This window comes from Sporosarcina sp. P12(2017) (assembly GCF_002743035.1).
Taxonomy (GTDB): Bacteria; Bacillota; Bacilli; order Bacillales_A; family Planococcaceae; genus Sporosarcina; species Sporosarcina ureae.
Genome location: NZ_PDYL01000027.1, coordinates 1 through 25,607, shown reverse-complemented (window position 1 = coordinate 25,607; position 25,607 = coordinate 1). Strand labels below are relative to the sequence as shown.

28 protein-coding genes are annotated in these 25,607 nt (G+C 41.1%); 19 read left to right on the top strand and 9 right to left on the bottom strand.

The window, feature by feature from the left end; translation table 11 throughout:
* The first annotated feature begins 185 nt into the window (after positions 1-185).
* The 3 genes from CSV80_RS16535 to rlmN all read left to right on the top strand — a co-directional run bounded on the left by CSV80_RS16535 (position 186) and on the right by rlmN (position 2,975).
* Complete coding sequence (locus tag CSV80_RS16535) at positions 186-1,538, top strand: cyclic 2,3-diphosphoglycerate synthase (protein ID WP_099671751.1); 1,353 nt, start codon at positions 186-188, stop codon at positions 1,536-1,538.
* A gap of 97 nt (positions 1,539-1,635) precedes the next feature.
* The gene (locus CSV80_RS16530) at positions 1,636-1,818 is read left to right on the top strand and encodes a hypothetical protein (protein WP_029052757.1); all 183 of its coding nucleotides are present in this window, start codon (positions 1,636-1,638) and stop codon (positions 1,816-1,818) included.
* Positions 1,819-1,898: 80 nt separating this feature from the next.
* Positions 1,899-2,975, top strand: coding sequence for a dual-specificity RNA methyltransferase RlmN (gene rlmN, locus CSV80_RS16525; protein ID WP_029052758.1), 1,077 nt, complete (start codon positions 1,899-1,901; stop codon positions 2,973-2,975).
* 15 nt (positions 2,976-2,990) lie between these two features.
* Here the strand turns inward: rlmN and CSV80_RS16520 are convergent, their stop codons facing one another.
* From CSV80_RS16520 to CSV80_RS16505, 4 genes are all read right to left on the bottom strand, one after another.
* Positions 2,991-3,356, bottom strand: coding sequence for a hypothetical protein (locus CSV80_RS16520; protein WP_037561493.1), 366 nt, complete (start codon positions 3,354-3,356; stop codon positions 2,991-2,993).
* 65 nt (positions 3,357-3,421) lie between these two features.
* On the bottom strand, positions 3,422-3,982 hold the full coding sequence (locus CSV80_RS16515) for an SCO family protein (protein WP_099671750.1): 561 nt from the start codon (positions 3,980-3,982) through the stop codon (positions 3,422-3,424).
* Entirely contained in the window at positions 3,979-5,382 is a 1,404-nt protein-coding gene (locus CSV80_RS16510) for a sensor histidine kinase (RefSeq protein ID WP_099671749.1), read from the bottom strand. The genes CSV80_RS16515 and CSV80_RS16510 overlap by 4 nt, the downstream gene beginning before the upstream one ends.
* Positions 5,379-6,071: a response regulator transcription factor gene (locus tag CSV80_RS16505; RefSeq protein ID WP_099671748.1), complete on the bottom strand. Its 693-nt coding sequence runs from the start codon at positions 6,069-6,071 to the stop codon at positions 5,379-5,381. Before CSV80_RS16505 ends, CSV80_RS16510 begins: the two co-directional genes overlap by 4 nt.
* 143 nt (positions 6,072-6,214) lie before the next feature.
* On the opposite strand from CSV80_RS16505, the gene CSV80_RS16500 reads away from it, so the two are divergent.
* From CSV80_RS16500 to CSV80_RS16485, 4 genes are all read left to right on the top strand, one after another.
* On the top strand, positions 6,215-6,964 hold the full coding sequence (locus CSV80_RS16500) for a FixH family protein (protein ID WP_158231937.1): 750 nt from the start codon (positions 6,215-6,217) through the stop codon (positions 6,962-6,964).
* A 121-nt stretch (positions 6,965-7,085) separates the two neighbouring features.
* Complete coding sequence (locus CSV80_RS16495) at positions 7,086-7,418, top strand: ASCH domain-containing protein (RefSeq protein WP_029052764.1); 333 nt, start codon at positions 7,086-7,088, stop codon at positions 7,416-7,418.
* Positions 7,419-7,426: 8 nt separating this feature from the next.
* Positions 7,427-7,867 carry a hypothetical protein gene (locus CSV80_RS16490; RefSeq protein WP_029052765.1) on the top strand — a complete coding sequence of 147 codons (441 nt, stop codon included), beginning with the start codon at positions 7,427-7,429 and terminating at the stop codon, positions 7,865-7,867.
* 127 nt (positions 7,868-7,994) lie between these two features.
* Complete coding sequence (locus CSV80_RS16485) at positions 7,995-8,780, top strand: MetQ/NlpA family ABC transporter substrate-binding protein (protein ID WP_099671746.1); 786 nt, start codon at positions 7,995-7,997, stop codon at positions 8,778-8,780.
* A 50-nt stretch (positions 8,781-8,830) separates the two neighbouring features.
* Here CSV80_RS16485 and yfkAB read toward each other — a convergent pair whose 3' ends face one another.
* Complete coding sequence (yfkAB, locus tag CSV80_RS16480; RefSeq protein ID WP_099671745.1) at positions 8,831-9,934, bottom strand: radical SAM/CxCxxxxC motif protein YfkAB; 1,104 nt, start codon at positions 9,932-9,934, stop codon at positions 8,831-8,833.
* Positions 9,935-9,955: 21 nt separating this feature from the next.
* Positions 9,956-10,930 (bottom strand): SEC-C metal-binding domain-containing protein, encoded by a 975-nt coding sequence (locus CSV80_RS16475; protein WP_099671744.1) that lies wholly within the window; start codon positions 10,928-10,930, stop codon positions 9,956-9,958.
* A 215-nt stretch (positions 10,931-11,145) separates the two neighbouring features.
* Between CSV80_RS16475 and CSV80_RS16470 the strand changes: the two genes are divergently transcribed.
* From CSV80_RS16470 to CSV80_RS16435, 8 genes are read left to right on the top strand one after another with little or no spacing between them, the layout of a single operon-like run.
* Complete coding sequence (locus CSV80_RS16470) at positions 11,146-11,565, top strand: hypothetical protein (RefSeq protein ID WP_099671743.1); 420 nt, start codon at positions 11,146-11,148, stop codon at positions 11,563-11,565.
* Positions 11,566-11,573: 8 nt separating this feature from the next.
* Positions 11,574-12,035 (top strand): hypothetical protein, encoded by a 462-nt coding sequence (locus CSV80_RS16465; protein WP_099671742.1) that lies wholly within the window; start codon positions 11,574-11,576, stop codon positions 12,033-12,035.
* Positions 12,036-12,070: 35 nt separating this feature from the next.
* The gene (locus CSV80_RS16460; protein WP_099671741.1) at positions 12,071-12,649 is read left to right on the top strand and encodes an SCO family protein; all 579 of its coding nucleotides are present in this window, start codon (positions 12,071-12,073) and stop codon (positions 12,647-12,649) included.
* A gap of 33 nt (positions 12,650-12,682) precedes the next feature.
* Positions 12,683-13,414, top strand: a complete 732-nt coding sequence (locus CSV80_RS16455; protein ID WP_099671740.1) for a hypothetical protein — start codon at positions 12,683-12,685, stop codon at positions 13,412-13,414.
* Positions 13,404-13,694, top strand: a complete 291-nt coding sequence (locus tag CSV80_RS16450) for a hypothetical protein (RefSeq protein ID WP_099671739.1) — start codon at positions 13,404-13,406, stop codon at positions 13,692-13,694. Before CSV80_RS16455 ends, CSV80_RS16450 begins: the two co-directional genes overlap by 11 nt.
* A gap of 15 nt (positions 13,695-13,709) precedes the next feature.
* Complete coding sequence (locus tag CSV80_RS16445) at positions 13,710-13,997, top strand: hypothetical protein (RefSeq protein ID WP_099671738.1); 288 nt, start codon at positions 13,710-13,712, stop codon at positions 13,995-13,997.
* A 17-nt stretch (positions 13,998-14,014) separates the two neighbouring features.
* Positions 14,015-17,656, top strand: coding sequence for a cupredoxin domain-containing protein (locus CSV80_RS16440; protein WP_099671737.1), 3,642 nt, complete (start codon positions 14,015-14,017; stop codon positions 17,654-17,656).
* A 25-nt stretch (positions 17,657-17,681) separates the two neighbouring features.
* On the top strand, positions 17,682-18,389 hold the full coding sequence (locus tag CSV80_RS16435) for a hypothetical protein (protein WP_099671736.1): 708 nt from the start codon (positions 17,682-17,684) through the stop codon (positions 18,387-18,389).
* A 52-nt stretch (positions 18,390-18,441) separates the two neighbouring features.
* Here CSV80_RS16435 and CSV80_RS16430 read toward each other — a convergent pair whose 3' ends face one another.
* From CSV80_RS16430 to CSV80_RS16420, 3 genes are all read right to left on the bottom strand, one after another.
* Entirely contained in the window at positions 18,442-18,750 is a 309-nt protein-coding gene (locus CSV80_RS16430) for a hypothetical protein (protein ID WP_143560512.1), read from the bottom strand.
* 388 nt (positions 18,751-19,138) lie between these two features.
* A complete protein-coding gene (gene ptsP, locus CSV80_RS16425; RefSeq protein ID WP_099671734.1) occupies positions 19,139-20,854 on the bottom strand; it encodes a phosphoenolpyruvate--protein phosphotransferase in 1,716 nt (571 codons plus the stop codon).
* Entirely contained in the window at positions 20,854-21,120 is a 267-nt protein-coding gene (locus CSV80_RS16420) for an HPr family phosphocarrier protein (RefSeq protein ID WP_083032553.1), read from the bottom strand. Before CSV80_RS16420 ends, ptsP begins: the two co-directional genes overlap by 1 nt.
* 117 nt (positions 21,121-21,237) lie before the next feature.
* On the opposite strand from CSV80_RS16420, the gene CSV80_RS16415 reads away from it, so the two are divergent.
* The 4 genes from CSV80_RS16415 (at position 21,238) to CSV80_RS16400 (ending at position 25,425) form a co-directional block, all read left to right on the top strand.
* Positions 21,238-21,990, top strand: coding sequence for a DeoR/GlpR family DNA-binding transcription regulator (locus CSV80_RS16415; RefSeq protein WP_099671733.1), 753 nt, complete (start codon positions 21,238-21,240; stop codon positions 21,988-21,990).
* Entirely contained in the window at positions 21,987-22,901 is a 915-nt protein-coding gene (gene pfkB / locus CSV80_RS16410; RefSeq protein ID WP_099671732.1) for a 1-phosphofructokinase, read from the top strand. The genes CSV80_RS16415 and pfkB overlap by 4 nt, the downstream gene beginning before the upstream one ends.
* A gap of 16 nt (positions 22,902-22,917) precedes the next feature.
* Complete coding sequence (locus tag CSV80_RS16405) at positions 22,918-24,825, top strand: PTS fructose transporter subunit IIABC (protein WP_099671731.1); 1,908 nt, start codon at positions 22,918-22,920, stop codon at positions 24,823-24,825.
* 222 nt (positions 24,826-25,047) lie between these two features.
* Entirely contained in the window at positions 25,048-25,425 is a 378-nt protein-coding gene (locus CSV80_RS16400) for a PH domain-containing protein (RefSeq protein ID WP_083032544.1), read from the top strand.
* Positions 25,426-25,607 lie beyond the last annotated feature (182 nt).

Sequence of the window (25,607 nt, the reverse complement as noted above, 5' to 3'; positions counted from 1 at the left end):
TTTTTCTCTGCATTAATGTATACGAAGTAGCATAAAGCCTTGTTAAATTAGCTTTTGTGACAAAGTACAGGACATACAATCAATGTATATGTATACAAAATCGTGTATTTTAAACTTTTTCTATTGTATTTTTATACATGATGTCTTATAATAATAGAAAGAAGCTTGATTGGAGAGATGAATTTATGAAAACTAAAAATATAATCATTATTGGTGCAGCAGGAAGAGACTTCCATAATTTCAATACATACTACCGTGGTAAAGAGGAATACAATGTCGTAGCATTTACAGCTACGCAAATCCCGGATATCGATGGACGTAAATATCCAACTGAATTAGCCGGTGAATTGTATCCTGAAGGAATTCCTATTTATTCACAAGATCAACTACCTGAGTTGATCAAAGAACTAGAAGTAGATGAATGTGTATTCTCTTATAGTGACCTTAGTTACGAAAAAGTTATGGGGATTGGTGCGATTGTAAACTCGGCAGGCGCTAACTTTACACTACTTGGATCAAAAGCAACAATGATCAAAAGTAATAAACCAGTTATTTCTGTTTGTGCAGTGAGAACAGGAACAGGGAAGAGCCAAACATCACGTAAAATCATCGAAACATTACTCGAGCATGATTTGAAAGTAGTAGCGATCCGTCATCCAATGCCTTACGGCGACTTGGCTGAACAACGTGTACAACGTTATGCAACAGTAGAAGATTTCAAAAAACATAAATGTACGATTGAAGAAATGGAAGAGTATGAGCCACACGTTGACCGTGGAAATATCATCTATGCAGGTGTAGATTACCAAGATATTCTAGACGCTGCTGAAAATGATCCAGACGGCTGTGACGTAATCCTTTGGGATGGCGGGAACAACGACTTTTCATTCTACGAGCCAGACTTGGCAATCACAGTTCTTGATCCACATCGTCCTGGCCATGAGTTGAAATACTATCCAGGTGAAGTATGCTTGCGTACAACAGATGTATCAATTATAAATAAAATCGACAGTGCATCTGATGAAGCAATTCAGACGGTCGAAAACAATATTAAATTTGCGGCACCAAATAGCACAATTATTAAAGCTGAATCCAAAATCTCTGTAGATAATCCCGAAATTATTAAAGGCAAGCGCGTGCTAATTGTTGAAGATGGACCGACATTGACTCACGGTGAAATGAAACTGGGTGCTGGTGTAATTGCAGCACAGCGTCTAGGTGCAGCTGAGATTGTCGACCCACGTCCATATGCGGTAGGAAGTTTGATCACAACTTTCGATAAGTATCAGCACATCGAAAATATTTTACCAGCAATGGGGTACGGTGAAGAGCAGTTAAAAGATTTGGAAGCGACGATCAATGCAGCTGATGTAGATGCAGTCATTATCGGTACACCTATGGATCTTTCACGTGTCATCAACATCAACAAGCCTTGTACACGAGTCTATTATGACTTGGATGAAATCGGAACACCAAATCTTGAGTCAGTTCTTACAGATTTCATCAAAGAGCATAATCTTACTGCAACAAATGTGTAAGAATAGATAACTTATCCAGCACCTGTCTCGAATGGAAATTCGTCTGCAGGTGCTTTTTTCTGATATACTACAGGTAGGACAGTAAGGAGGTAGTAACTTGTTTAATTCAAAAATCATTGATCTCGTCATTGGTCTGGTGATGGCGTATTTTGCATATGACCGAATCGCTACAGGACATACCGGGATGGGAATATTCTTCGTTGTGCTTGCGGCATTGAATCTATTGGCATTTTTCCTGAAACTTAGAACTGACAAAAACGTTCAGCAAAAACCACTATAAAACGAATCAGTTGTTCCTTTAACCGGATTCTTGTAGTATAATAAAAAGATTGTAATTTTTGAAATGAGGCTAGAAATCACATGAAAAAATCGATATATGGTTTGACAATTGAACAATTGACAGACTTTCTCATAGAAAACGGACAAAAAAAATACCGTGCAGCACAAGTTTGGGACTGGCTTTATAAAAAACGCGTCTTATCATTTGATGAAATGCAAAACATAAATCAAGAGACAATTGATGTATTGAATGAAAACTTCGCGATCCAAACACTTGAACAAAACGTCAAGCAAGTTTCACAGGATGGCACAGTGAAATTCCTGTTTAAAATGCATGATGGAAACTTAATCGAAACGGTTTTGATGAAATTCCCATATGGCCATTCTGTTTGCGTAACAACTCAAGTTGGATGTAATATCGGTTGCAGTTTCTGTGCAAGCGGACTTCTGCGCAAAAACCGCGATCTCGATGCAGGAGAAATTGTGGGTCAAATCATGAAAGTGCAAGAGCATCTTGATGGTAAGGGCGAAGATGAGCGTGTCAGTCATATCGTAGTCATGGGCATAGGGGAACCGTTCGATAACTATACGAATCTGATGAATTTCCTTCATGTCGTAAATGATCAAAAAGGTCTGTCAATCGGTGCGCGTCATATTACGGTTTCAACAAGTGGTTTGACGGAAAAGATCAAAGACTTCGCAGATGAAAAACTTCAAGTGAACTTGGCGGTTTCATTACACGCGCCGAATAATGAGTTGCGTTCATCCATCATGAAGATCAACAAAGCATTTCCAATCGAAAAGTTGATGGATTCAATCAACTACTATTTAGAAAAGACGAATCGTCGGATTACATTCGAGTATATTTTATTGCGTGACGTCAATGACCATGTAAAAGAAGCGGAAGAGTTGGGTCGATTGCTCGCGGATAAGCGTCACTTGTCATATGTCAATCTGATACCGTACAATCCGGTAGATGAACATGGCCAGTATCAGCGCAGTGAACCGGAAGCGATTAAATCGTTCTACGAAGCACTTAGACGCAAAGGCATCAACGGTGGTGTGCGTCTTGAAAATGGTACCGATATCGATGCAGCATGCGGTCAACTACGAAGTAAACAAATCAAAAAAACAAAAAAACAACCGGTCGGAGAATAATTCTCCAACCGGTTTTTAATTTTTACGAGCTAATTTCACGATGAATTGAACGATAACGGAAATGGCAAGTCCGAATGATGAAATAATGAACAAAGATAAAATGCCAATGGCTTCCGAAAATTCATTATCCATCATCAGGAAGCTGCGAAACATTTCAGCAAATGCTAGAACAAGTACGACCATAAACATTTTAAATGCAATCGATAGTTCATAGAATAATAAAAGGGAACTGACAATGCCGACCATCAGACCGAACACTGCAAACGTCAAATAGTTATTGACGACCAAGTCATGTCCAAGGACTGTCCGCACGCCTAAAATGAGTAGAACAAATGAAATCAATCCCGTAAAAAAACCGACCTTCCAATAACGAGAATCCAACACGTACACCTGCTTTCCTTACTTAGTATAGCGGAATCGACGAAATTCGTCACGCAACCCGACTGTTATTTCATGCGTTTTAGATCGGCCAATAATTCTTCTTTATAGGATTCATTCGAGAAATTATATTCCTTGAGAATATAACCTTCGGAATCCATTAAATAAAAATTTGTGCCATGGACAACTTGTGTAGAAGATTCATGTTTCAACACAAATGTCTGGAACTCTTCCCGCGCAAATGCTTCGAATTCTAGTTGTGTGTAGCCCGTCAGAAAATGCCAGTTCGATTCATCATCTGTAAAGTTTGCGATATAGTCTTTCAATACTGCAGGTGTATCGGTATCAGGATCTACAGAGAAAGAGACGAAGTTCATGTCGATGTCCTGATCTTTCAATTCGGCTTGGAGATCTGCCATTTCACTCGTCAACGACGGACAAACTGTTGTACAATTCGTGAAAATGAAGTCTGTAATCCATGGCGAACCAGAAAGCTCCTTGGAACTAAATGGTTGATTATGCTGATCCGTGAAGGTGAATTCACGGATTTGTTTCCCACGTTCAAGAGGTTGACTACAACCACTGACGAATACTACGAGCAGCAACAGAAAAGGAATCAGACGTTTCAACTGCTTTCACTCCTTTGCATTTGCCCCGGTAATTCAATCACCACAATAGTTTCTGTTGTTTCATTGGAAATCGTGAATGTACCTACATGTAACCGGACAATTTCTTTGACAATCGATAGACCAAGTCCAGTACCGCCAGTTGTGCGAGTTCGTGCTTTATCGGTACGGAAAAAGCGTTCTCCGATCCGCTCTACATCCTCGTCTCCGATGGTCACACCGTCATTCGCGATGCGGTATTGTACACCTTGTTTACTGGCGGTGAGATGAACAGAAATGAATTGCTCTGCATATTTTACGGCATTATCGATCGTATTATAAAAGACTTGTTGCAATCGTTTAGGATCACCTTCCAAAATTAATTCTTCATCAATCGATGTGTGCAATTGAATATTTTTATCCTGTAATCGTATCGCAAATAATTCCAATGTATCCAATAGTAATTGTGCAATTGCAATCGGTTCCGTTTCGAGTGTATATATATCTTGCTCTAAATGATTTAACTCAACTAGATCATGTATGAGCTTCTTCAGGCGTTCTGTTTCTTTCTCGATGGTCGATAAGTAGTGTTTTACATCATCAGGAGACGAATCAATTTTATCGCGTGAAAGTTGTGCGTAGCCGCTAATATACGTCAAAGGTGTCCTGAGCTCATGTACAATATTTGACGTAAAATCTTTCTTGCGCTGATCTTGTTCTTCAAGAGAACGGCTCATTGTATCGAATGCAGTTGCCAGTTTACCAATCTCGTCTTTCCGTCCTGTATTGAGTCGGTTCGAATAATCGCCTTTAGACACTTCTGCCGAATAGGTCTGCAATGTTTGTAACGGCTCGAATAACGAACGCCATACTCGTTGCAAAATTAAAAAAAGAACAATAAAGAAAATACTGCCTACAAGTAACATGATTGGAAGACTGTCATGGAAAACATCTTGAATCGCAGCGAGGGGAACATAAATATAAATAAAACCAATTAGTCCATTTTCGCCTTTAATGGGGAAAATCCCACCAAAGATTTCCCGTTTTAATTCATCCACATACCCTTCTTTCATAACAGGCTTACCCGTTTCTAGTATCTTCTCGTCGCTTTCATTAATGAGTGATTGATAATCAATCTGATAAGGGAAATAGGAAGTTAGATCATCCAGACGATCCACGACGATGATTTCATACTCCGAGACGATGTTATACCATTGAATCTTTTCGATGATCGAATCACTTAGCTCGCCGTAATGATAGTGAGAAGCTGTTCGATTTCCCTGATACATGATAGACTCTTTAATCTGTTCTTTATATAAATCGGTATACAAGTAGTGAATAAAGAAAAATGAGAATAATATGGTACAGGTGATGCTACCTAAAAATACAATCAACATCTTTTTGCTTAGATTCAAATTATTCATTCAGAGTCCTCTAATTTGTAGCCAATCCCCCATACCGTCTCAATCATTTTACCTGCGTCTCCTAGTTTTAATCGAAGCGTTTTGATATGCGTATCAATTGTGCGCTCACTGCTCTGGTGATCGTCGCCCCAGACCAATTCAAGTAATTGTTCACGGGAATATGCACGTCCTTTATGTTTGACTAGCAACAATAACAAGCCAAACTCCTTCAAAGTTAAACTTAAAGGTTTTCCGTTAAGCTGTGCGGTATATGAGTCTTCATTAATGGTAAGGGGACCTGCTTGTAATACGAGTGGAACAGGATTATGACGGTAGGTTCTGCGCAAGACGGCTTCGATACGCGCCACAAGTTCTCCTGGTAAGAAGGGCTTGACAATATAGTCGTCTCCACCAAGCTTTAACCCTTGGACTTTATCCCATTCCTCGCCTCGTGCAGATAGAAAAATCAAGGGAATCGAGGAAGTACGTTTCATTTCCTCTGCAAATGTGAAGCCATCCATATAGGGCATCATCACATCGACTATGCATAAATCTATAGTATGTTGCTTAATTACTGACAAAGCTTGCAAACCGTCGCTGGCTTGTAATACGCTATATCCCGCATCTTCTAGGATCACTCGAATTAAATCACGCATTTGCGGTTCATCATCAATGACTAATAATTGGTAACCCAATTTAATACGCCTCATTTCATAAAATCTCTATACGCCAATTTTCCGGAAAAGATGTGAAATCCACATGAAGTTTCAAAAAGTTGTCGAAACTTCATTGAAATTTCGTAATCATATTTTATAATCATAACAGTAAAATGAATAGACAGGAGAATGAAAAGATGAAACGTTTTGGAATGTTTGTAATGAGTACGGCAATGATAGGTATTCTCGCTGGGTGTGGTCAAGACGAGAAGGTACCGACGGAAGCTGTTTTACCTGAACCAATTGAAGTTGAACTTACAGTACCTGAACAAGGAAATGTGGATGAACCGGTAACGATCACTACGCTCGTGACACAAGGTGAAGAAAATGTAGATGATGCATCAGAAGTAGAATATGAAATCTGGGAAGAAGGCAAGAAAGAAGACAGCATTCTCGTAGAAACAACCAATGATAAGGAAGGTATTTATTCAGCAGAAAACACATTTGAGACTGACGGGTTGTATCACGTGCAAGTTCACGTTACTGCACGGGGCATGCACGTCATGCCTGAAAAGCAAATTCAGATCGGAGAAGCTACTCAACAACCGGATGAACACGAAAGCGCACAAGAAGGTCAACATCATGAACATGGTGATGGAGTAGAAGGGCTTTCTATTCACTTCATGCAACCTGAGGAAGCAAAAGCAACGACAGATACAGAGTTGATGACGCATGCGCAGCTTGACGGCGAAGCAATTAAGGCACAGGTCCGTTATGAAATCATCTCTGCAGACAAAGAAACTACATGGGTAGATACGGATGAATCCAAGCCTGGTGAATATACAGCAAATTATCAATTCCCTAAAGCAGGCAGTTATCAAGTGATTATCCATATCGAAAATGAAGATATTCACGAGCACGAAGAACATACAGTAGAAGTGAAATAAGTACCATCCCTCGTCACTCCGGTGGCGAGGGTATTTTATTGAGAAGTAAAAGCTGTAATTCATTGATGAAAAGGGTTACACTAGTATAGTGAAAGATTAACCAATCAAGAGGAGTGTTAGCATGACAAATTATCCAGAAAAAACATGTTCCATTGAAAGACTTGTAACCATTCCGGAGGACGTACAAAAAGTACTTAACGGTGAAAAGTGGGCTACTAGACGTAATGGTGTCTATGCATACCCAGGCGAAACGATGACGTTAGAAGGTAAAGAGTATAAAATTGATAAATTGTATGAACAAACACTCGGAGAACTAACAGATGAAGACGCCAAATCAGAAGGTCATACAACAGTTGAAGAGTATAAACAGGCGATGTTGTCGATCCACGACAAAATGCCTTGGCTTCCTAAAATGAAAGTTTGGGTGCATGAATATAGCCCAATTCAGAAATAATCTCCTAAATGAACTATTATTACGGAGCGATTGTCTTTGCACACGTAGTCTCGGCTATAATTTCAGTAGGACCTTTATTCCTCCTGCTGCCATTAATACGCCGGCTACGTACTGCTAAAGCAGAAGCGGAAGACATCTATCTGGCGTTTATCCGAGTCATTATCCGACTCGTTATGCATTCAGGCCATGTGCTTGTTGTGTCCGGTATCCTACTGATTTTATTTGGTCCGTGGCCATGGCACACTTCGTGGGTTGTTCTCACAATAGGCGTCATGTTGCTGTCCGGATTCTTCCTGGCTACCGGTTTTTCCTCTGTATTGAAGAAATTCCATGAGTCAGGCAATGACAGGGATGCCGTAGTCAATAAATTGCAACGCACTGCTTGGATCTATATTGGATTGCTTATGGTGATGCTTTGGCTTATGGTACAAAAACCGGCAGTCTGGTAAAATTACATAGCGAGCAAAAAGATGTGTACAATGTTGCACATCTTTTTAATTTCAAGATTTGGTTTGACAGTGAAAATTACAGCGAATATGATGAAGATAGCAGTTTTTTGAAGGGAACGATTTGAAGATGAAAATGAAAGTACTCGGTCTGATGACGATCGTTGGATTGCTATTAACAGCGTGTAGTCCAACAAGTAGCAATGAAACGATAAAAATTGGTACGACGGCAGGAATTTATGCAAAAGTCATCGATCAGGTTCTAAAACCAGCACTTGAAGAACAAGGTTACAATGTAGAAGTCGAATCATACGTAGATTTGATCGAGCCGAATAAAGAGTTGGCTGATGGCGAAATCGATGCCAACATGAACCAACAACAAATTAATCTCAATCAGTTTAACGAAGAATATGATTTGCCTATAGTTGCTTTGACGGAAGTTCCAAGCGTTGGTCTTGGCTTGTACTCCAACTCGTTGACATCGATGGATGATATACCTAATGGTTCATGGATTACCATTCCGAATGATGAACTAGGCACAGCTAGAGCTCTACGCTTTCTTGAACAGCAGGGGTTGATTTCATTAGATCCAGATATTTCGACTTATGCGGTTACAGAAAAACACATTGAGAGTAATCCAAAAAACTTGAATATCCAGCCCGTCTTGATTGCTCAGCTAATTCCATCTATGGCAAGTGGTGATTTGGCGATCATTCCAGACAACTATGTCATGGTCAATGAAATGGAATTGGAAGAAGCCCTTGCGCATGAACAGCTTGGTGAAGAATTGCAATATATTGTTGCGGTCAGAGAAGAAGATCGTGAGAAGAATTTTGCCATAGCGATTAAAGAAGCTGTCGCATCAGAGAAGTTCCAAGAAGCTATCGATGAACATTTCCAAGGCTTCGGAAAATAAAAACCACGTATGGACTCAACTATGAGTCATACGTGGTTTTTTCGTCTTCCTTATCTTTGCTGTCGCTTCAAAAAATCTACATCTGGATAATAGGCATCTTTCACGAGTAAATTGGGTCCAAGACAACGAACCGCAGGGCAGTGACAGCTTACGCTTTTCGCTAATGGATGTTGTTGCCATTTAGCATATAAATCAGTCAAATGGTCGGTTTGAATATTCCCAAGTGGGGGAACATCTCCGAAATCTGTCACGATCACGTCTCCGGTAAACATATTGACATTCAACCGGGAACGTCCATCTGGATCATTTCGTACAGTGACATTTTCACTTGCTGCAAGTTTCGTAAATAATTCTTGGTCTCTCGCGTCGTTACTGCAATTATAAAATGGCAATGTTCCAAACAGCATCCAAGTTTGTGGATCACGGTATGATAGCAAATCGAACATTGCTGTGCGTGTTTCATCTAAAGTTAGCACATCCAATGAAGAAGCGAAATCGCTAGGATACATGGGGTGTATTTCATGGCGTCCACATTTCATTTCATGGACGATTTGTTCGTGAATCGTCTGTAAATGAGGCAATGTTCGGCGGTTTAGCATCGTTTCCGCTGACACCATAACACCCATTTCAGATAACGCGCGACTGTTTTCGATCATTCGTCCGAATTGTGCTGCACGACGTTCACGTGGCGGCTTGCGTTCCATCCGAGCGAATCCACCATCGATGAACTCATCCACTGTACCCCAGTTATGTGAAATATGCAGTACATTCAAATACGGTGCGATTAATTCATAACGTTCAATTGGCATAGTTAGGTTTGAATTCATCTGTGTCTGGATCCCGCGTGCATGTGCATACTGCAATAATGGTACGACATATTGCTCTACGGACTTCTTCGAGAACATCGGTTCGCCACCAGTCAAGCTAATTGTCCGCAAGTGGGGGATCTCATCCAACCTCTGCAACAACAGCTCGATTGGTAACGCTTGTGGATCTTTCGGTTGTAGCATATATCCAACCGCGCAATGTTCACAACGCATATTGCATAAATAGGTCGTCGTGAATTCTATGCTTGATAGAACTTGTTTACCGTGCAAATCTACATCTTGATACGCTTCCCATGCATCTGTTAAGCGGGAATGTGATATTACCATGTTCGTTACTCCTTATATCAATTAATTTTTGTCGCTAGCATATTCTGTTAGATCCTTCGCATATTTACTCATCGAAGAGGTAGAAACATCGAATGCTTCGGCGATCTCTTTTAATGTCATATCAAGTGGTTCGTAATAATTATTGTCTTGTCCATAACGGATTGCACCCGCTGCGATCGCTAGTTTCTTACGCGCTTTCGGCTGCTCATCTACTAAGAAGTCTTCGAGTACTTCAAGCAAAGCGTTCGATTCTCGGTCATGTTGCTTTAAAAATTCGCCAGCCGACTCTATAACGCCTGCTTCAAATTCGGTAAACTCATCTCCGGTATAGCCACTTTCACCAAGTGCAATCCAGAATTTCATGATGGAGTCTTTTAGTGAAGGGTTCTCTGTATCTGCAAGTGTTTTAGCAAACTGTTTAATTGCTTCCGAATGATCAATCGGGAAGAAAATTAAACTGGAGACTGCTAGGTAATTACCTTCAGACGTACCATCGGAAAGTATGAAGCAATAGAAGTGTACGCCAACGGGAACAGGTTTATCGCTTTCTTTCCACAAGTTAATCGTTTCATCACCAAGAATACTTGTAGCTGTTAAATATGTATCTCCGACAGCAGTTACTTCACCGACAAATACCCGCGGCTCTGACCATCTATCAAGCAATTCTAGAATGGATGGGCGAATATGTTTTTTCTTCTGCTTGGCCACATAGTCGTCCCAAATATCTCTCCGTTGATGGAAGAAGAATTCATCAAGCGCAATCGTTTCAATCATTTCTTGTGGTAAATAGCTATTCAATGAAGATTTCCATGTATTTGCAAATTCCACGAACGCAGGTATATCTGGTCGCTGGGGATGAATATCATAAAACGTTTGCAATAAGTGCTCCATTTCATCTGTCAACAAATCCTCAACTGTCACAGCTTCTTTTCGTTCACAGCACTTTTTATATTTCTTGCCACTGCCACATGGACATGGATCGTTACGTCCAACCATAAAAACACTTCCCTTATTAAAATTACTACATATCTAAGTGTACCAAACGTGAAGCGAGTTCGCATGATATTTGTGTGATGAGTAATCGGCAGTGAAATCTTCGCTTATTGTTTACTAAATAGTGGAATTAAAAGGATGCAGCCCAATTCTCCCTAATATCTGGCAGACAAGTTACATTTGTCTCTATTCTTCCATATGCTATTTCGAGGTGACCTATGGAACAGTCGATCTTGCTGTTTTTATTGTATGCAGACATCTGTTTGATCATTGGCTTTTATATGTATATCCGAAAAATGAGGAAATTGATTGGTTTTCATTTAGGTATGAATATGAGCATGGTGATGGGCGGTATGGCCGCTTTGTTGTTTGGGATTTTGCTTATCACGCATATGCCGTTTCACTTTACGTATATTACATTACTCTCGGCAATTATCGGAGGAGCAGTTGGAGCTTGGTTTGGCTTGTTGATTGATTATCAGACGTTTGTGACTGGTTTAACAAATGGTCTGATTGTCGGACTAATGGCACCAATGATTGGAACGGTTTTGGAGATGCAAATGCTGTTTATCTGGTTTCTGCATGCTTTCTTCATCGGTAGTTTAGGTGTTTTGTTCATTTCTATAAAAAGGGCGTGAAGGGGGCTATGCTACTTATCATCTTGCTGTTCATGTGGTGTGTTGGTGAAATACTAATCAACTATCGAGTAGTGAGGAAGAAAAGACTGTTGTTTGAAGACCGGTTTACAAAAACGATTTGTATGGCAATTGCGTCCATTTCTTCCTTCGCAACAGCATTGTACTTCGAATTATTGTTACCGGAAGATCAAATCGCTACTTATTTATTGCCCGTATTTCTAGGAGTGTTTATCGGTTGGCGATTTGGTTCGCTTATTAAAGCACCAGCTTCATTAAATGGTCTATATAACGGCGCGATAGGAGGTGTCATGGGTATGATGCTTGGTGCAGTGTTGAAAAATCCTGCGCTTTGCAATATACCCCTTGACTCTAATACATTGATTGCGAGTAATCTTTTCACCATCACTATATTTATTGCCTTTTCTCATTCGTTGGTTTGTTTCTTCATCCGCCGTTCTATGAGAGGGTGAAGATCATTTGGGCAGGAGAGGAGAACAGAACAGTAGTGAAAAAGTTCATCATCATATTGATGTTGCCAATCTTTTTCGTGTTTATATACGCCGTGTGGTCAAAGGCAGTGGAACTACCGAAAATTGGGGAAGTAACGGAATGGCCATTTACAGAAGTGGGTGGGAACGAGACGAACTTCCAGGGCAAACCGAAGCTTGTCACATTTTTCTACACAAAGTGTCCCGATGTGTGTCCGACTACAATGTGGGATCTAACCGCTTTGCAGGAGGAAATGGAAGGTAGAGGAATCACCCAAGATAAGTACTTCATTATAGCGATCACCGTGGATCCTGAATATGATACGAAAGAAAAAATAGTGCGTTACAAAGAATTATTTAATATCGAAGACCCTAACTGGTTGTTCTTTAGAGGTACAGAAGAAACGACTAAAGAGTTCTCAAAATACCTGAATTTTTATTACGATAAAAATGAAGTTGGATTCGTTACGCATTCGACGTCTATGTATATTGTTGATGATCAGGATTTGATACGAGCACACCATAATATGGCGACAGGGAATAATAAAGTGGAAATAAAAGAAATAGCTAATCATTTACAACAGCTTATCAAATAGATCTAGCAGTACTTTGGGAATGGTAGTAAGGAGGTGAACCTTATAAAGCAAATTAATAGAAATCCTGCTTTTTCCTCGCCAACGAGTAACGGACCGGAAGAACAAACTAGAGTATTGACAGATTATATCGGCCAGAAAAATTTATTTAAGATAGCTGGAATTCATGAACCTCTCAGGAAATCATTAACACTCAAAAAGTTTCTCAAAGGCAAACGAAATCAGCAAGTTGTCATTACGTCACTCGATGAGATTAACGGCTGTTTGGAAACAGAAGGTAAAGTCGCAGCAATCGGCAGAGATTTTGTTATGCTGACGAATCTACAGAAAAGGATTTGGATCCCCTACACGTATATTGAAACTGCAAATATCCCCTTTGGTTTTCCTTCTTATTCAAATGCGCATCAGCATCATCTATATGATAATCAGTTGCAACAAAGACTTACCCTTCGATTTGGCGAAACCGTGAACAAAAGAGAAGTACTCGTCCAACAATTTTTTGAAGAGTCTTTTCGGACCAATTTTCTTTCATGGAAAGGAATAAGAGTGGAAGTTATTTCACACGAAGAAACGATCAGTGGAAAGATTGTGAATACGACAAAGAACGATTTGGAGCTTATGCGCTTTGGCACTGTCCGCAAAATTCCTTTAGAGAAGATTCGCTTTGTATCTACTCTTTCCCTAGTTCCATTTTTGAAAAAAGAGATGAGGACACTGATCCTATCTCTAAAGGAAAAAGTAAGAGGAGGCTGGAACAATGAAAAATAATAAAGGGATTCAATCTCAAGATTTCTCGGGTTTGATAAATCAAGAAGTACTCATTATTACTCAAGCGGTGCAGCTTAATCTATTAGGCCAAGTATTCAGGCCGATTTTTTGCGGCACCATATCGGAAGTGGGGGTAGGGCATCTAACCTTAACGCCTGTCACCGTCAAAATGGTCAATGCCCCTTTTTACAAGTTCCCGACACCAATCAGTATCCCATTGGAAAAAATTGTTTCATTCTCTACAGAAGTGCCTAGTGATTTAGTATTTCCATTAACTTGAAAAGGAGATGGATATATGACGCAGCCGAATGAATGTCAGCCAATCAATATAATTCGTGAAGAAGGGATTAGCACTCATTTTAGCCAGAACATAAGCAAAAGAGTATTGATTCTAACGGAAGCTTTTCCCTTTATGTTTATAGGTGAAATTATTAGTGTAGTGGATGATTTTATTGAAATGAAAGTTCAGATTACGTCCATTCCTGCATTGGAAGGAAAAATATGGTTTGTGCATATAGACTCCATTGAAGTGTTCTATATTGAGACTGAAAATGGAGTTCCAATACCGGAATTAAAAGAGTAGGAGAAGAGGTGAAGTGAATGAAAAGACGTTTCCATGTAGTAGCCATTCCTATACGGATTGTCCTGAACACATTTGGCGACCACAATCCAAATGGCATGATGTATGTATTGAAGGAAAATGAAGAAAAAGTGAAGAAACTCGTAAAGAAAAATCCTTTCATGCCTGTCGATCTCGTTCAGCCGCTCTTTATCCGAGCGAATGAGGGGGATGTCGTGGAAATACTGTTTGAAAATAAGCTTCCTTTCCATGCAGGTATGCATTTTCAGGAAGCAGAATACGATGTTTGCCGATCTGACGGAGCGAATGTGGGATTCAATACCGAAACGACTGTAGCTCCCTGTGAAAAGATCTTATATAAGCTGCACTTGATGAAAGAAGGAAACTATTTCTTCTCAGACCTTGGAAATGTCTCAAGTGATCAGAATGGTTCCAACTCAAATGGTCTTGTAGGAGGATTATGTGTACAAAGTCGTTTCTCCTGGTGGACTGATCCTGAAACAGGCAAGCCAATAAACAGCGGACAATATGCGGATGTCCACCATCCTTTGCTACCATCCTTCCGAGAGTATGTGTGGATGTTTACAGATGAAATGGAAGTGAATGATTTAACAGGCAACAGGCCAATCAATCATTTCTCCAACCAGGAACAAGAGTCCTTCCACGGCGCCAATTATCGCTATGAACCGGAAAACAGGCGCGAACAATTAGTCGCAGAAGGCGTCGTCTGTCCAAACTGCGAAGGTGAGGAAGTGCACCATGATTCATGGGTCTTTGGCGACCCCTCGACACCGATTTTGCGAGGGTATGTCGGAGACCCTGCAAAAATCCGGCTGTTTCATGGCGGAGTAAAGGAAACGCATGTATTCCACTATCACGTTCATCAATGGTTTAGTGATCCATGTGATTTAGAGTCAGAAATTTTTGATGCGCAGGCGATAAGTCCACAAAGTCATTATACAATTCAGCCCCTGTATGGTCTTGGTAGCTTGCAAGGTTCTTTCGGTGACGCAGTGATCCACTGTCACCTCTATCCGCATTTCGTCGCAGGGATGTGGGGGATGAATCGGGTCTTCAATACCCTTCAAGACGGTAGCCAGTGCTATCCGAACGGGGTTCCAATAAAGTCACTTAAGCCTCTTCCAGACAGACCGTCACCGCCTAAACCGACTGAGATGAAGCCTGGATTCCCGAATTTCATTCCAGGAAAAGTTGGTATGAAAGCACCCCGTCCTCCAATGGGGATTGTCGGTGGTAGAGGGCTGACAGAACTAGAGAAGAACGCAGCCATCGCAAACCCTCGACCGGGTGCTGTTTTTACTGATCCGTGTCCTGAAGGTGCGCCCATTAAGGAGTTCAATATCTCACTGATCGAGATTCCTCTAACTTATAATCGTGAAGGTTGGCATGATCCAACTGGGCGGATATTCGTGCTTGATGAAGAACTAGAGGATATTTGTTCAGGAAAGAAAGCACCCGAACCGCTCGTCATTCATGAATCCAGTCATACGCGCTATCAAATTAATTTCACAAACCGGCTGCCGCATATCTTGGATGGTGATGCCTTCCAGCTCGTTACGCGAACTTACGAAGCGGGTATGCATATCCACTTTGTAAAGTTTGATGTGCTCGTAAATGATGGAGCGAATGTCGGTTGGAACTATGATTCTTCCGTTTTATCAGGTGAGACCATCCAATATTCTTATTATGCCGATACAGAGCTCAAAGCATGGTTCTTCCATGATCATTTATTCCCTGGCGCCCATCAGCAACATGGCGTCTTTGGAACAGGCGTTGTTCATCCGCGTTTTTCTAAATATCTTGATTCGTCGACTGGGGTAGAAGTAGATCAAGGTACGGAAGTCACTTGTGTCAATCCGCTAATACCCGATTACAGGGACTTTGTGATATTTGCTCAGGACTTCACCCACTTATTCAATAAAGATGGTAAACCACTAGCACCTCCTCCATTCCCAGGCTCCCCTGATGATCCAGGACTGTTTGGAGTGAACTATAAAAATGAACCGCTGCAATTTCGTTTAGGCAAAGACTGTGATCCTGCTTATAGTTTCAGTTCTTATGTAAGAGGCGATCCAATTACACCGATTTTTAAAGCTTATGAGGGAGATTCCATCCGGATTCGGTTGCTGCAAGGTGCACAGGAAGAATCCCATAGTTTCAATGTACATGGACTACGTTGGCTACATGAACGGGGAGATCTGAATTCCAGATTGGAAAACCAACAGCATATCGGCATATCCGAATCATTTACGAAGGAGATGAATGTGCCGCGGTCAGGTGATTATTTATGGACGTTTGAAACAGAAGAGGATTTGTGGAATGGGTTATGGGGTCTGATCCGGGCATTCGATGAAAAAGTTCCTGAACTAATTAAATTGCCAGACCGGCCCGAACCGAAAGAGCGTTCAAAACCTTTGCCAGAATGTACAGGTACCAAACCGCCATCAGCGGCAGATCCAACTATAGAGATGGTGGAGGGACCTCTGCGAAAATACGATGTCGTAGCCTTTCAAACCTCGATTAAGTATAACTCGTTCGGTGATCATGATCCGGATGCCATCATCTTTGCGTTGCGTGAAGATATGGAGGCTATACAGGACGGCAAGAAAGAACCAGTACCGCTCGTCCTACGCGGCAACGTGGGGGATACTATCGATGTTACATTAACTAGCTATCTGAAACCAGAGCTATTTCCATTCAAGGACGGAATCTATCCGTATCCGATTGTGAAGGAGCAAGCATTTTATCCACCATCTTTACGTATCTCCCTTCATGCTCAATTACTTGATTATGACGTTAAGACGTCTGCAGGAGAGACAGTTGGATTCAATGGCGATCAAACAGTTGGGCCTGGTGAGTCCAGGACGTATCGCTGGTATGTCGATTCCGCGGTCGGTGTGTGCGGCATGTGGGATATGGCGGATATTCGCAACCACCGTTCTCAAGGCGCGTTCGGAGCGTTCATTGCTGAGCCGAGGGGAACGGAATATTTGGATCCATATTCACTGCAGCCTGTGTCGACAGGAGCAAATGTTATTCTGCGGAATCCGTACTTGCCAGATACGAGGGAATTCGTAATAGTGATGCATGACGGAGTAAGGTTGCTTGATAAAAATAACCAGGTCATTGTTGATCCTGTGGCTGGTGTTTTACTTGCGCCACCTGAAATAGACGAAGATTTGCTTGATACGTATGATCAAGGGTCGCGCGGCTTTAACTATCGTAGTGAGCGCCTAATTAATCGTTATCTGCAACATGCAAAAATTCATGATGTATTCAGTTCAGATGTTTTTGGTGATCCTTCCACTCCGATATTCGAAAGCTATGTGGGGGATCCGGTCACTATTCGCTTAGTGACGCCGGCTGAAAGAAGAAGATCTCATACATTCCATCTCCACGGTCACCGTTGGAAATTCGATTCGGAAGATGTTCATTCACGAACAGAATCATATGTCGGATTTAACGTTGCGGGTGCTAAAAGAAATCTGCAGTTGCTTGGCGGTGCGGGAGCTTATAGCGGATTCTCAGGTGATTTCATGTATCGGTCAGGTAATATTCGCTGGGATATCGAGCAAGGGATGTGGGGGATTATGAGAGTGTTCGAAGAGCTTAAAAAGCATCTCCCGAAACTGGATCAATAAGTTGTTAAAGAACGGGGGTGTGAAAATGGGGAACAAGAGAATCAGGAAAAAACAGAAGAAAAAACAAATGCAAAAATCAGATTTCTTTATACCGAAAAAATGCTGTCCTAGGAGGGCAGGTAGGCCTGAATTACCATCCCCAGAAAGCTGTCTTCCTCTTGAAAAACGTGAGGAAGTAGACAAGAAAATCGCAGAAACGAATCGGCTATTACTGGATTTGGCACTTGACGATAATCGGTCTGTTAATCAAACATTTCAACGGGCATTTGACGGGCTGATTGGTCTAGAGGTAGAAATAATCAATCCACTAGATGAAACGATTTCTGGAGTAGTGGTGATGGCAGCATTTGATTTCATTGAATTAAGCCGAGATGATTATAAAATCATCGTGCCATATGAACAGGTTGAATCGATCAAAGCTTCCGGCTGTTTTTCGGAACTATTACCAAAAGCCAATTTACTAAATATCGGCCCACATTTGCGTAGGAAGCTAACATTTCAATTTGGAAAAGTCGTAGCCTCTTCTCCAGAACTCATTCAGCTATTCTTCAAAATTCCGTTACATGTCTATCTATTGTTGTTTGAAATGCAGACCATAAAGGTTAGAGTTGGTGGATTGCTAATCGAAGGAGTTCTTGTAGATCTGAATAAAGAGTCGATTGTATTGAAGTTGGATCAAGATACGACGATCATCCCAATCGAAAAAATTAGTCATATTCTAATTAGTGAATGAAAAATCAGTCCCTGTAAATTCGGGGACTGATTCTTTGATTTATTATGTTACATCACATAGAAGATTTCTCAGAATGGCAACAGCCTAGTATCTTTACATGTGAAATCTTGTCGATTGGAAAAATCAAAGTTTCCCCAATTGGATGGCCCTTATTCATTCCTTTTATCCCATCAGTACAATTAAAGTCTGTAGGCAAATCTTTCGGTTTCCCGTTGACGAATATTTCGACGAAATTCGAGCCGACAAAAATAATAGTCCCCTTTGCGATTTCATCATTTTCCAACTGGAACTCTACTTCACAACATATCATTTGGCGCAAACGAAAGTTGAGACCGTTTTGCAAACCGCCTAAACGAATCATAAAGCACGGACAGCACAAGTCTTTTCTACAACGTTTGCAATGTTTGTTTCTACAGCATTTCCTACAGGAACTCTGGTCGCCACATATACATTTTATTGGCTTTCCCAACGTATTCACCTCCCACTGTTCCTTGTAGTATATGAAGATCTGATGCTTGGGAGATGATGGAACAACCTAAGAAAATGGTATCGTCTAGAGAAGCACTTGTAAAACAGATAGTGGAGGGGATTTGACCCACCATGTACACATTTACATTTTTACAACAATTACATAGCTAAGCGTACAAAGGTAGAGGCTAGTTCTCATGATAAATAGTGAAACGGAGTTGGAAAACTAAAAAACCACTCTTTGAATCATCTAGATTCAAAGAGTGGTCTATTACGTAGTATTAGCGATCTAGACTCTTGATGAATTGCAATACTTCATCCGCGGTAGATAGGGAAAGAATGTGATCTATCTGATTTTCTAAGGTGGCCTTAGATAGTTTCTGGATTTGTGAACGTGCACGAAGTATCGAGGATGCACTCATGGAAAACTCATCCAATCCCATCCCAAGTAGTATAGGAATTGCCGTTTCGTCACGAGCCATTTCTCCACACATTCCTACCATCTTACCTTCTTTATGAGCCGCATCGATAATCATTTTTATAAAGCGTAAAATAGATGGATTATATGGCTGGTAGAGGTACGAAACGTGTTCATTCATCCGATCAGCAGCCATCGTATACTGAATTAAATCATTTGAACCAATTGAGAAGAAATCTACATCCTTGGCAAATACGTCAGCCAATATAGCTACAGCTGGCGTTTCAACCATAATCCCGAGTTGAATCGTCTCGTTCACGTCAATTTTTTCACTGATGAGTTGTTGCTTTACGTCTAAGAATATTTCTTTTGCTTGCCTGAATTCATCAATCGTTGTGATCATCGGAAACATGATCCGCAAGTTTCCATATATACTGGCACGCAATAAAGCGCGTAACTGTGTTCTGAACATCTCTTCGTGATCGAGACATAGACGGATAGCACGTAGCCCTAAGAATGGATTGGCTTCATGCGGAAGCTGTAAGTAAGGTAATTCTTTGTCACCACCAATGTCTAGAGTCCGGACAATGGTAGCTTTTCCATTCATTTGTTCTAGCACGCTTTTATAGGCTTCGAACTGTTCGTCTTCGGTTGGGAATTGTTCTTTTCCCATGTAAAGAAACTCCGTGCGGAATAAACCAATCGCTTCTCCACCATTTTTTAAGACACTTTCAACATCGTCGGGTGTCCCAATATTTCCTGCTAATTCAACGCGATGACTATCAAGCGTAATGGCGGGCTCATTCGCAAGTAATTGCCATTCTGCCTTTTGTTTAGCAAATGCATGCTGTTTTTCTTGATAAGCGACTAATGTTTCTGCGTCAGGGTTCACAATAACTCTCCCAGCTTCCCCGTCTACAATAATGATTTCGCCGTTTTGAATCGTAGCCATTGCAGTTTTACTTCCAACAACAGCTGGAATTTCTAGTGTTCTCGCTAAAATAGCAGAGTGAGAAGTAGGACCCCCAATATCTGTCACGAAACCTTTAATTAGTTCAGGATTCAGTTGAACAGTGTGAGAAGGCGTCAAGTCTTCCGCAATGATGACGACCTCTTGCGTAATAGCTTTGGGTGATTGAATGCTGACTCCGAGCAAATGGGAAAGGATTCGTTTCGTCACATCCCGAATATCAGCAGCGCGTTCTCTCATATATGGATCATCCATCGCTTCGAACATTGAAACGTATAAGTTTGCTGCCTCTTGTACTGCATACTCGGCGTTTACGTGTTGCGTCTGAATGGTATCTGTAATAGCGGCGCTTAAATCTGGATCGTCGAGAACAAGTAAATGTGCACTGAAAATAGCTGCTTCCTGTTCACTGAACTTTTCCTGTGTCTGTCTCTGAATAGTCGTCAATTCTGATCGGGAATGAGAGAGTGCGCTTTGCAGACGATCTATCTCTGCTGACACGTCTGAAATGGATTCCTTCAGTACAGTCAACTCAGCATTTTCTAGACGAAAGGCTTTGGCGATAGAGATACCATTGGAGGCTGGTATGCCCTGAAGGATCTTTTCCATTAGTCTTCTGCGCCTTCAGATCGTAATAATTCCTCCAGCTTATTCATCGCTTCTCCTTCATCCTCACCATCCGCAATCACCGTGATTGTAGATCCTGCAGCGACACCAAGTGACATCACACCAAGAATAGATTTTAGGTTTACTTTCTTTTCTTTATACTCAAGTGAAAGTTCTGATTTGAAAGGAGTGGCGGCAGCGACCAATTGGGAAGCTGGACGTGCGTGAAGACCTTCACCATTGCTAAATACGAATTGTTTTTTTATCATTACGAAAACCTCCTGTAGTTTGCTTTGAATGTTTTTGACTGCTTATGAATGATTATGATAGATTTTATTGAATAATTCAAGTAATATGGTGTTATTGATAGAAAAGGTGGGGGGCACATGCTGACAAATGAACGATTTGAATTAATTTTGAATAAATTAGCTACTCATAAAACAGTGAAGATTACAGAATTAATAGAAGCAACCGATGCATCTGAATCTACCATCCGACGAGATTTAACTGAACTTGAAACGCTCAATAAACTTCAACGTATTCACGGCGGAGCCACGTTGCCAGATCGAGACATGCAAGAACTAAGCATTTCAGCCAAGTCGGAAAAACATTTTTCAGAAAAGGTAAAAGTTGCTTCCTTGGCAGCAAGTATAGTCAAAGAAGGGGATTTCATCTATCTAGATGCGGGTACCACTACGTTTCAAATGATACCTTTTCTAAAAGACCGTAATATAACGGTTGTAACAAATGGGCTGACTCATGTTGAATCATTAACTGAGCAAGGCATTTCCTCTTATTTAATAGGAGGTTATGTCAAAGCTACAACAGGTGCACTTGTAGGACAACAAGCTAGGAACTCATTGAAACAATATCATTTCAATAAATGTTTTTTAGGTACGAATGGAGTTGACCCTGTTCATGGGTATACGACTCCAGACCCTGATGAGGCAACTGTCAAAAGTTTGGCAGCAGAGCAATCCAGAACTACTTATATAGTGGCGGATCATTCCAAAGTGAAAAAAAGTAGTTTTATTAAATTTTTATCTATAGAAGAGGCAGTCTTGCTGATTGATGAATTGCCAGACGACATTCTAAATGAACTGGAAGAAAAAACGTTAGTAAAGGTGGTGCAGAAATGATCTTCACATGTACATTCATGCCGACAGTAGACTATACCGCGTATTTATCCAATTTTGAGCGTGGAGAATTGAATCGTACAAATGAAGTGTATTATTATCCAGGCGGAAAAGGTATTAACGTATCACGGGTAGTTCACAGACTAGGTGCAGAAACAGTGGCATGCGGTTTCATTGGTGGTTTCACAGGAGACTATATTGAGGACTTTTTGCAAAAAGAAGGAATAAAAACCGATTTTATTCGCACGGCAGATATTACTCGAATCAATGTGAAAATTAAATCGACTGAAGAAACGGAATTAAATGGGCCTGGTCCAATTTTAAATGAAAAGAATTTTCAGGGGCTTCTTGAACGAATCAGTCGACTAACAGAAGACGACTGGTTAGTGATCGCAGGTAGAATTCCAGCCTCTTTACCTTCGTCGTTCGTATCCGAGCTTGCTACACTTTGTGAAAAAAATAAAGTGAGGCTCGTAGTGGATACATCAGGACCTGCATTGAAACAGATTATGGAAATAACTAAGCCATTCTTGATCAAGCCGAATGAACAGGAACTTGGAGAATTGGTTGGCAAGACCATTCATAGTAAACAAGAGGCAGTTGGCTATGCCAAAAAATTAGTAGGTGAAGGTATTCAACATGTAGTGATATCGATGGGTAAGGAAGGCGCACTCTATGTATCAGCTACAGAAACATTGGCAGCTACTGCGCCGAAGGGGAAGCTCGTCAATTCAGTAGGTGCGGGGGATTCACTAGTATCAGGTTTTATCGCATCCTACTCTATAGATGGGCATGCAGAAAATGCTTTCAGATATGGAGTTGCTAGCGGAAGTGCTACCGCTTTCCAGTCCGATTTATGTAAAAAGGAAGATGTTGAGTCATTATTGAGTCAAGTGATCATTACGAAACTATAGGAAGAGGTGCTATTCTATGAAAATCACACAATTATTGACAGAGGATACAATCAATCTTCATTTGCAGTCTAGGTCGAAGGATGCGGTCTTATCTGAACTGGTTCAGCAGTTACATGATGCTGGGAAATTACGTGACAAAGAACAATTCACCAATGATATTCTGAATCGGGAAAGTCAAAGTACGACGGGTATTGGTGAAGGAATTGCTATTCCACACGCGAAGTCAGCTGCTGTTCAGGCGCCTGCTATCGCGTTTGGGCGTTCTACTGAAGGTATAGACTATGACTCGCTTGACAGCCAACCGGCACATTTGTTTTTCATGATTGCAGCAAGCGAAGGGGCTAACGACGACCATTTAGATGCACTGTCTAGACTTGCGACATTTTTGATGGATACTTCATTTCGTGAAAAAATCTTGTCAGCACAATCAGCAGCGGACGTATTGCAAGCAGTCAATGATAAAGAGTCGGAATTGGATGATGAAGTAACAGAAGAAGTACAAGCACCTAAAGAAGAGAAATCAACTGTCCGTTTGCTAGCGGTTACGGCTTGTCCGACTGGAATTGCGCATACGTATATGGCTGCAGAAAAATTGAATGAGAGAGCAAAAGAACGTGGCCTTTCATTGAAAGTAGAAACGAACGGTTCATCCGGTGTGAAGAATAGATTAACAGATGCAGAAATTGCAGAAGCTGATGCCATTATTGTGGCAGCTGATACGAAAGTGGAGATGGCTCGATTCGCTGGAAAACATGTGATCCAGACGAAAGTCGGAGATGCTATCTATGAAACGGATGCATTACTGGATAGAGCGATTAAAAAAGATGCACCGATTTATGAGTTGGAAAAAGGTCAGGAAGATACTTCATCGAGTGACAAGAAGAGTGGTTTTTATAAGCATTTGATGAACGGTGTATCAAATATGCTTCCATTCGTTGTCGGTGGTGGGATTTTGATAGCGCTCTCTTTCTTCTGGGGAATCGAATCGTCTAATCCAGACAGTCCTGAATATAATGCCTTTGCAGCTATGCTTAACACTATAGGTGGCGGAAAAGCATTCTTCCTCATGGTTCCTGTGTTGGCTGGCTTCATAGCTTCAAGCATAGCTGATCGACCTGGTTTTGCTCCCGGTATGATAGGGGGGCTGATCGCCATCACGGTTTCAGGTGTAGATGAAGTGGGTGGCGGTTCAGGATTTTTAGGCGGTCTTATTGCAGGGTTTTTAGCAGGGTATATCACTTTACTTGTTAAGAAATTATTTGCTCGTTTACCTAATTCATTAGAAGGCTTAAAACCCGTGCTGTTTTATCCGGTTTTCAGTATTGCAGCGACAGGAATAATTATGTTGCTTATCAATCCACAATTGGCCAAGCTATACACTGGATTTTCCGCTTTCCTTGAAGGGATGGGCGGTACGAATCAAATTTTAGTTGGTTTAGTTATTGGTGGAATGATGGCTGTGGATATGGGTGGACCGGTCAATAAAGCGGCATACACATTCGGTATTGCCATGCTAGATGCACAGAATTTCCAATTTATCGCAGCAGTAATGGCAGGTGGGATGGTACCACCGCTTGGTATGGCGATCGCGACAACGTTATTTAAAAATCGTTATACAAAGACAGAGCGTGAAGCAGGGAAAACGGCGTATGTGCTTGGTGCCTGCTTCATAACGGAAGGTGTTATTCCGTTTGCAGCAGCTGATCCATTGCGTGTCATTCCGGCTTCCGTAATAGGGGCAGCGACAGCAGGTGCACTAACGATGGCATTTGATATCGCCTTACGCGCACCACACGGAGGAATCTTCGTCATGGGACTCGTTGAAGGTGGAATCAGTAAAATTCTACTGTATGCACTCGCAATAATTATTGGTTCTGTTATTACAGGCTTAATTGCCGGCATGTTGCGTAAGAAGCCTGCTTGATCAAAATTTGTATATCTATTATAAGCTGTCCATGTAAAGTCATCAGTTGACATAACATGGACAGCTTTTTACTTTTTCTATCCAATTTTATAGCAACATGGTAAACTATTCAGACTGTATACATTCGCATGAACTAGAATACCATTACTAGTACAAAGTATGAAAGATTTTCTAAGTGTATTGTGATGTGAGGAAAACTATATAGAAAAGGGGAATAATTGAATGGGATTATTTGATGCGCTTTTAGGAAATGCTTCCGTCGTAAACAACGATGAAGTGAGGAAAGAACTAGACTTGATCTTGGCAGAAGGCGAAGAAGTGGAAGCCGCGTTTAAGCTAGTGCGAGATTTAATCGTATTCACGAAAACACGATTAATACTCGTAGATAAGCAAGGGATCACAGGAAAGAAAGTAGAATATCATTCCGTCCCGTTCAAAAGTATCTCTCACTATAGTGTAGAAACTGCAGGTACATTTGATATGGATGCGGAATTGAAAATTTGGATATCAAGCTCACTGACTCCGCATATTGAAAAACAGTTTAGAAAAGATAAAGCTATTTATGATATTCAAAAAATATTAGCTACGGTTTGTGTTTAATGTACATCTTATTTAAAGAAGAGGCTGGGACATAACTATCTCACCCTGTTTCCCTGCACTCCGAAAGGCACGCTTTCCGAGGGGCGTGGCTTGAGCCGCTTCCTTCGCTTTGCTCCGTCCAGGGTCTCAAGACGCACGCTGATCCCTCAGGAGTCGGCCTTTCTCCGTTCCGGTACACTCTG

Excerpts from the sequence above, each read along its gene's own strand:
- CSV80_RS16535 (WP_099671751.1), top strand. The coding sequence starts at position 186 with ATGAAAACTAAAAATATAATCATTATTGGTGCAGCAGGAAGAGACTTC.
- rlmN (WP_029052758.1), top strand. The coding sequence starts at position 1,899 with ATGAAAAAATCGATATATGGTTTGACAATTGAACAATTGACAGACTTT.
- CSV80_RS16510 (WP_099671749.1), bottom strand. The coding sequence starts at position 5,382 with ATGAATAATTTGAATCTAAGCAAAAAGATGTTGATTGTATTTTTAGGT.
- CSV80_RS16505 (WP_099671748.1), bottom strand. The coding sequence starts at position 6,071 with ATGAGGCGTATTAAATTGGGTTACCAATTATTAGTCATTGATGATGAA.
- CSV80_RS16500 (WP_158231937.1), top strand. The coding sequence starts at position 6,215 with ATGAAACGTTTTGGAATGTTTGTAATGAGTACGGCAATGATAGGTATT.
- CSV80_RS16495 (WP_029052764.1), top strand. The coding sequence starts at position 7,086 with ATGACAAATTATCCAGAAAAAACATGTTCCATTGAAAGACTTGTAACC.
- CSV80_RS16490 (WP_029052765.1), top strand. The coding sequence starts at position 7,427 with ATGAACTATTATTACGGAGCGATTGTCTTTGCACACGTAGTCTCGGCT.
- CSV80_RS16485 (WP_099671746.1), top strand. The coding sequence starts at position 7,995 with ATGAAAATGAAAGTACTCGGTCTGATGACGATCGTTGGATTGCTATTA.
- yfkAB (WP_099671745.1), bottom strand. The coding sequence starts at position 9,934 with ATGGTAATATCACATTCCCGCTTAACAGATGCATGGGAAGCGTATCAA.
- CSV80_RS16475 (WP_099671744.1), bottom strand. The coding sequence starts at position 10,930 with ATGGTTGGACGTAACGATCCATGTCCATGTGGCAGTGGCAAGAAATAT.
- CSV80_RS16470 (WP_099671743.1), top strand. The coding sequence starts at position 11,146 with ATGGAACAGTCGATCTTGCTGTTTTTATTGTATGCAGACATCTGTTTG.
- CSV80_RS16465 (WP_099671742.1), top strand. The coding sequence starts at position 11,574 with ATGCTACTTATCATCTTGCTGTTCATGTGGTGTGTTGGTGAAATACTA.
- CSV80_RS16450 (WP_099671739.1), top strand. The coding sequence starts at position 13,404 with ATGAAAAATAATAAAGGGATTCAATCTCAAGATTTCTCGGGTTTGATA.
- CSV80_RS16445 (WP_099671738.1), top strand. The coding sequence starts at position 13,710 with ATGACGCAGCCGAATGAATGTCAGCCAATCAATATAATTCGTGAAGAA.
- CSV80_RS16440 (WP_099671737.1), top strand. The coding sequence starts at position 14,015 with ATGAAAAGACGTTTCCATGTAGTAGCCATTCCTATACGGATTGTCCTG.
- CSV80_RS16435 (WP_099671736.1), top strand. The coding sequence starts at position 17,682 with ATGGGGAACAAGAGAATCAGGAAAAAACAGAAGAAAAAACAAATGCAA.
- CSV80_RS16430 (WP_143560512.1), bottom strand. The coding sequence starts at position 18,750 with ATGATTCGTTTAGGCGGTTTGCAAAACGGTCTCAACTTTCGTTTGCGC.
- ptsP (WP_099671734.1), bottom strand. The coding sequence starts at position 20,854 with ATGGAAAAGATCCTTCAGGGCATACCAGCCTCCAATGGTATCTCTATC.
- CSV80_RS16420 (WP_083032553.1), bottom strand. The coding sequence starts at position 21,120 with ATGATAAAAAAACAATTCGTATTTAGCAATGGTGAAGGTCTTCACGCA.
- CSV80_RS16415 (WP_099671733.1), top strand. The coding sequence starts at position 21,238 with ATGCTGACAAATGAACGATTTGAATTAATTTTGAATAAATTAGCTACT.
- pfkB (WP_099671732.1), top strand. The coding sequence starts at position 21,987 with ATGATCTTCACATGTACATTCATGCCGACAGTAGACTATACCGCGTAT.
- CSV80_RS16405 (WP_099671731.1), top strand. The coding sequence starts at position 22,918 with ATGAAAATCACACAATTATTGACAGAGGATACAATCAATCTTCATTTG.
- CSV80_RS16400 (WP_083032544.1), top strand. The coding sequence starts at position 25,048 with ATGGGATTATTTGATGCGCTTTTAGGAAATGCTTCCGTCGTAAACAAC.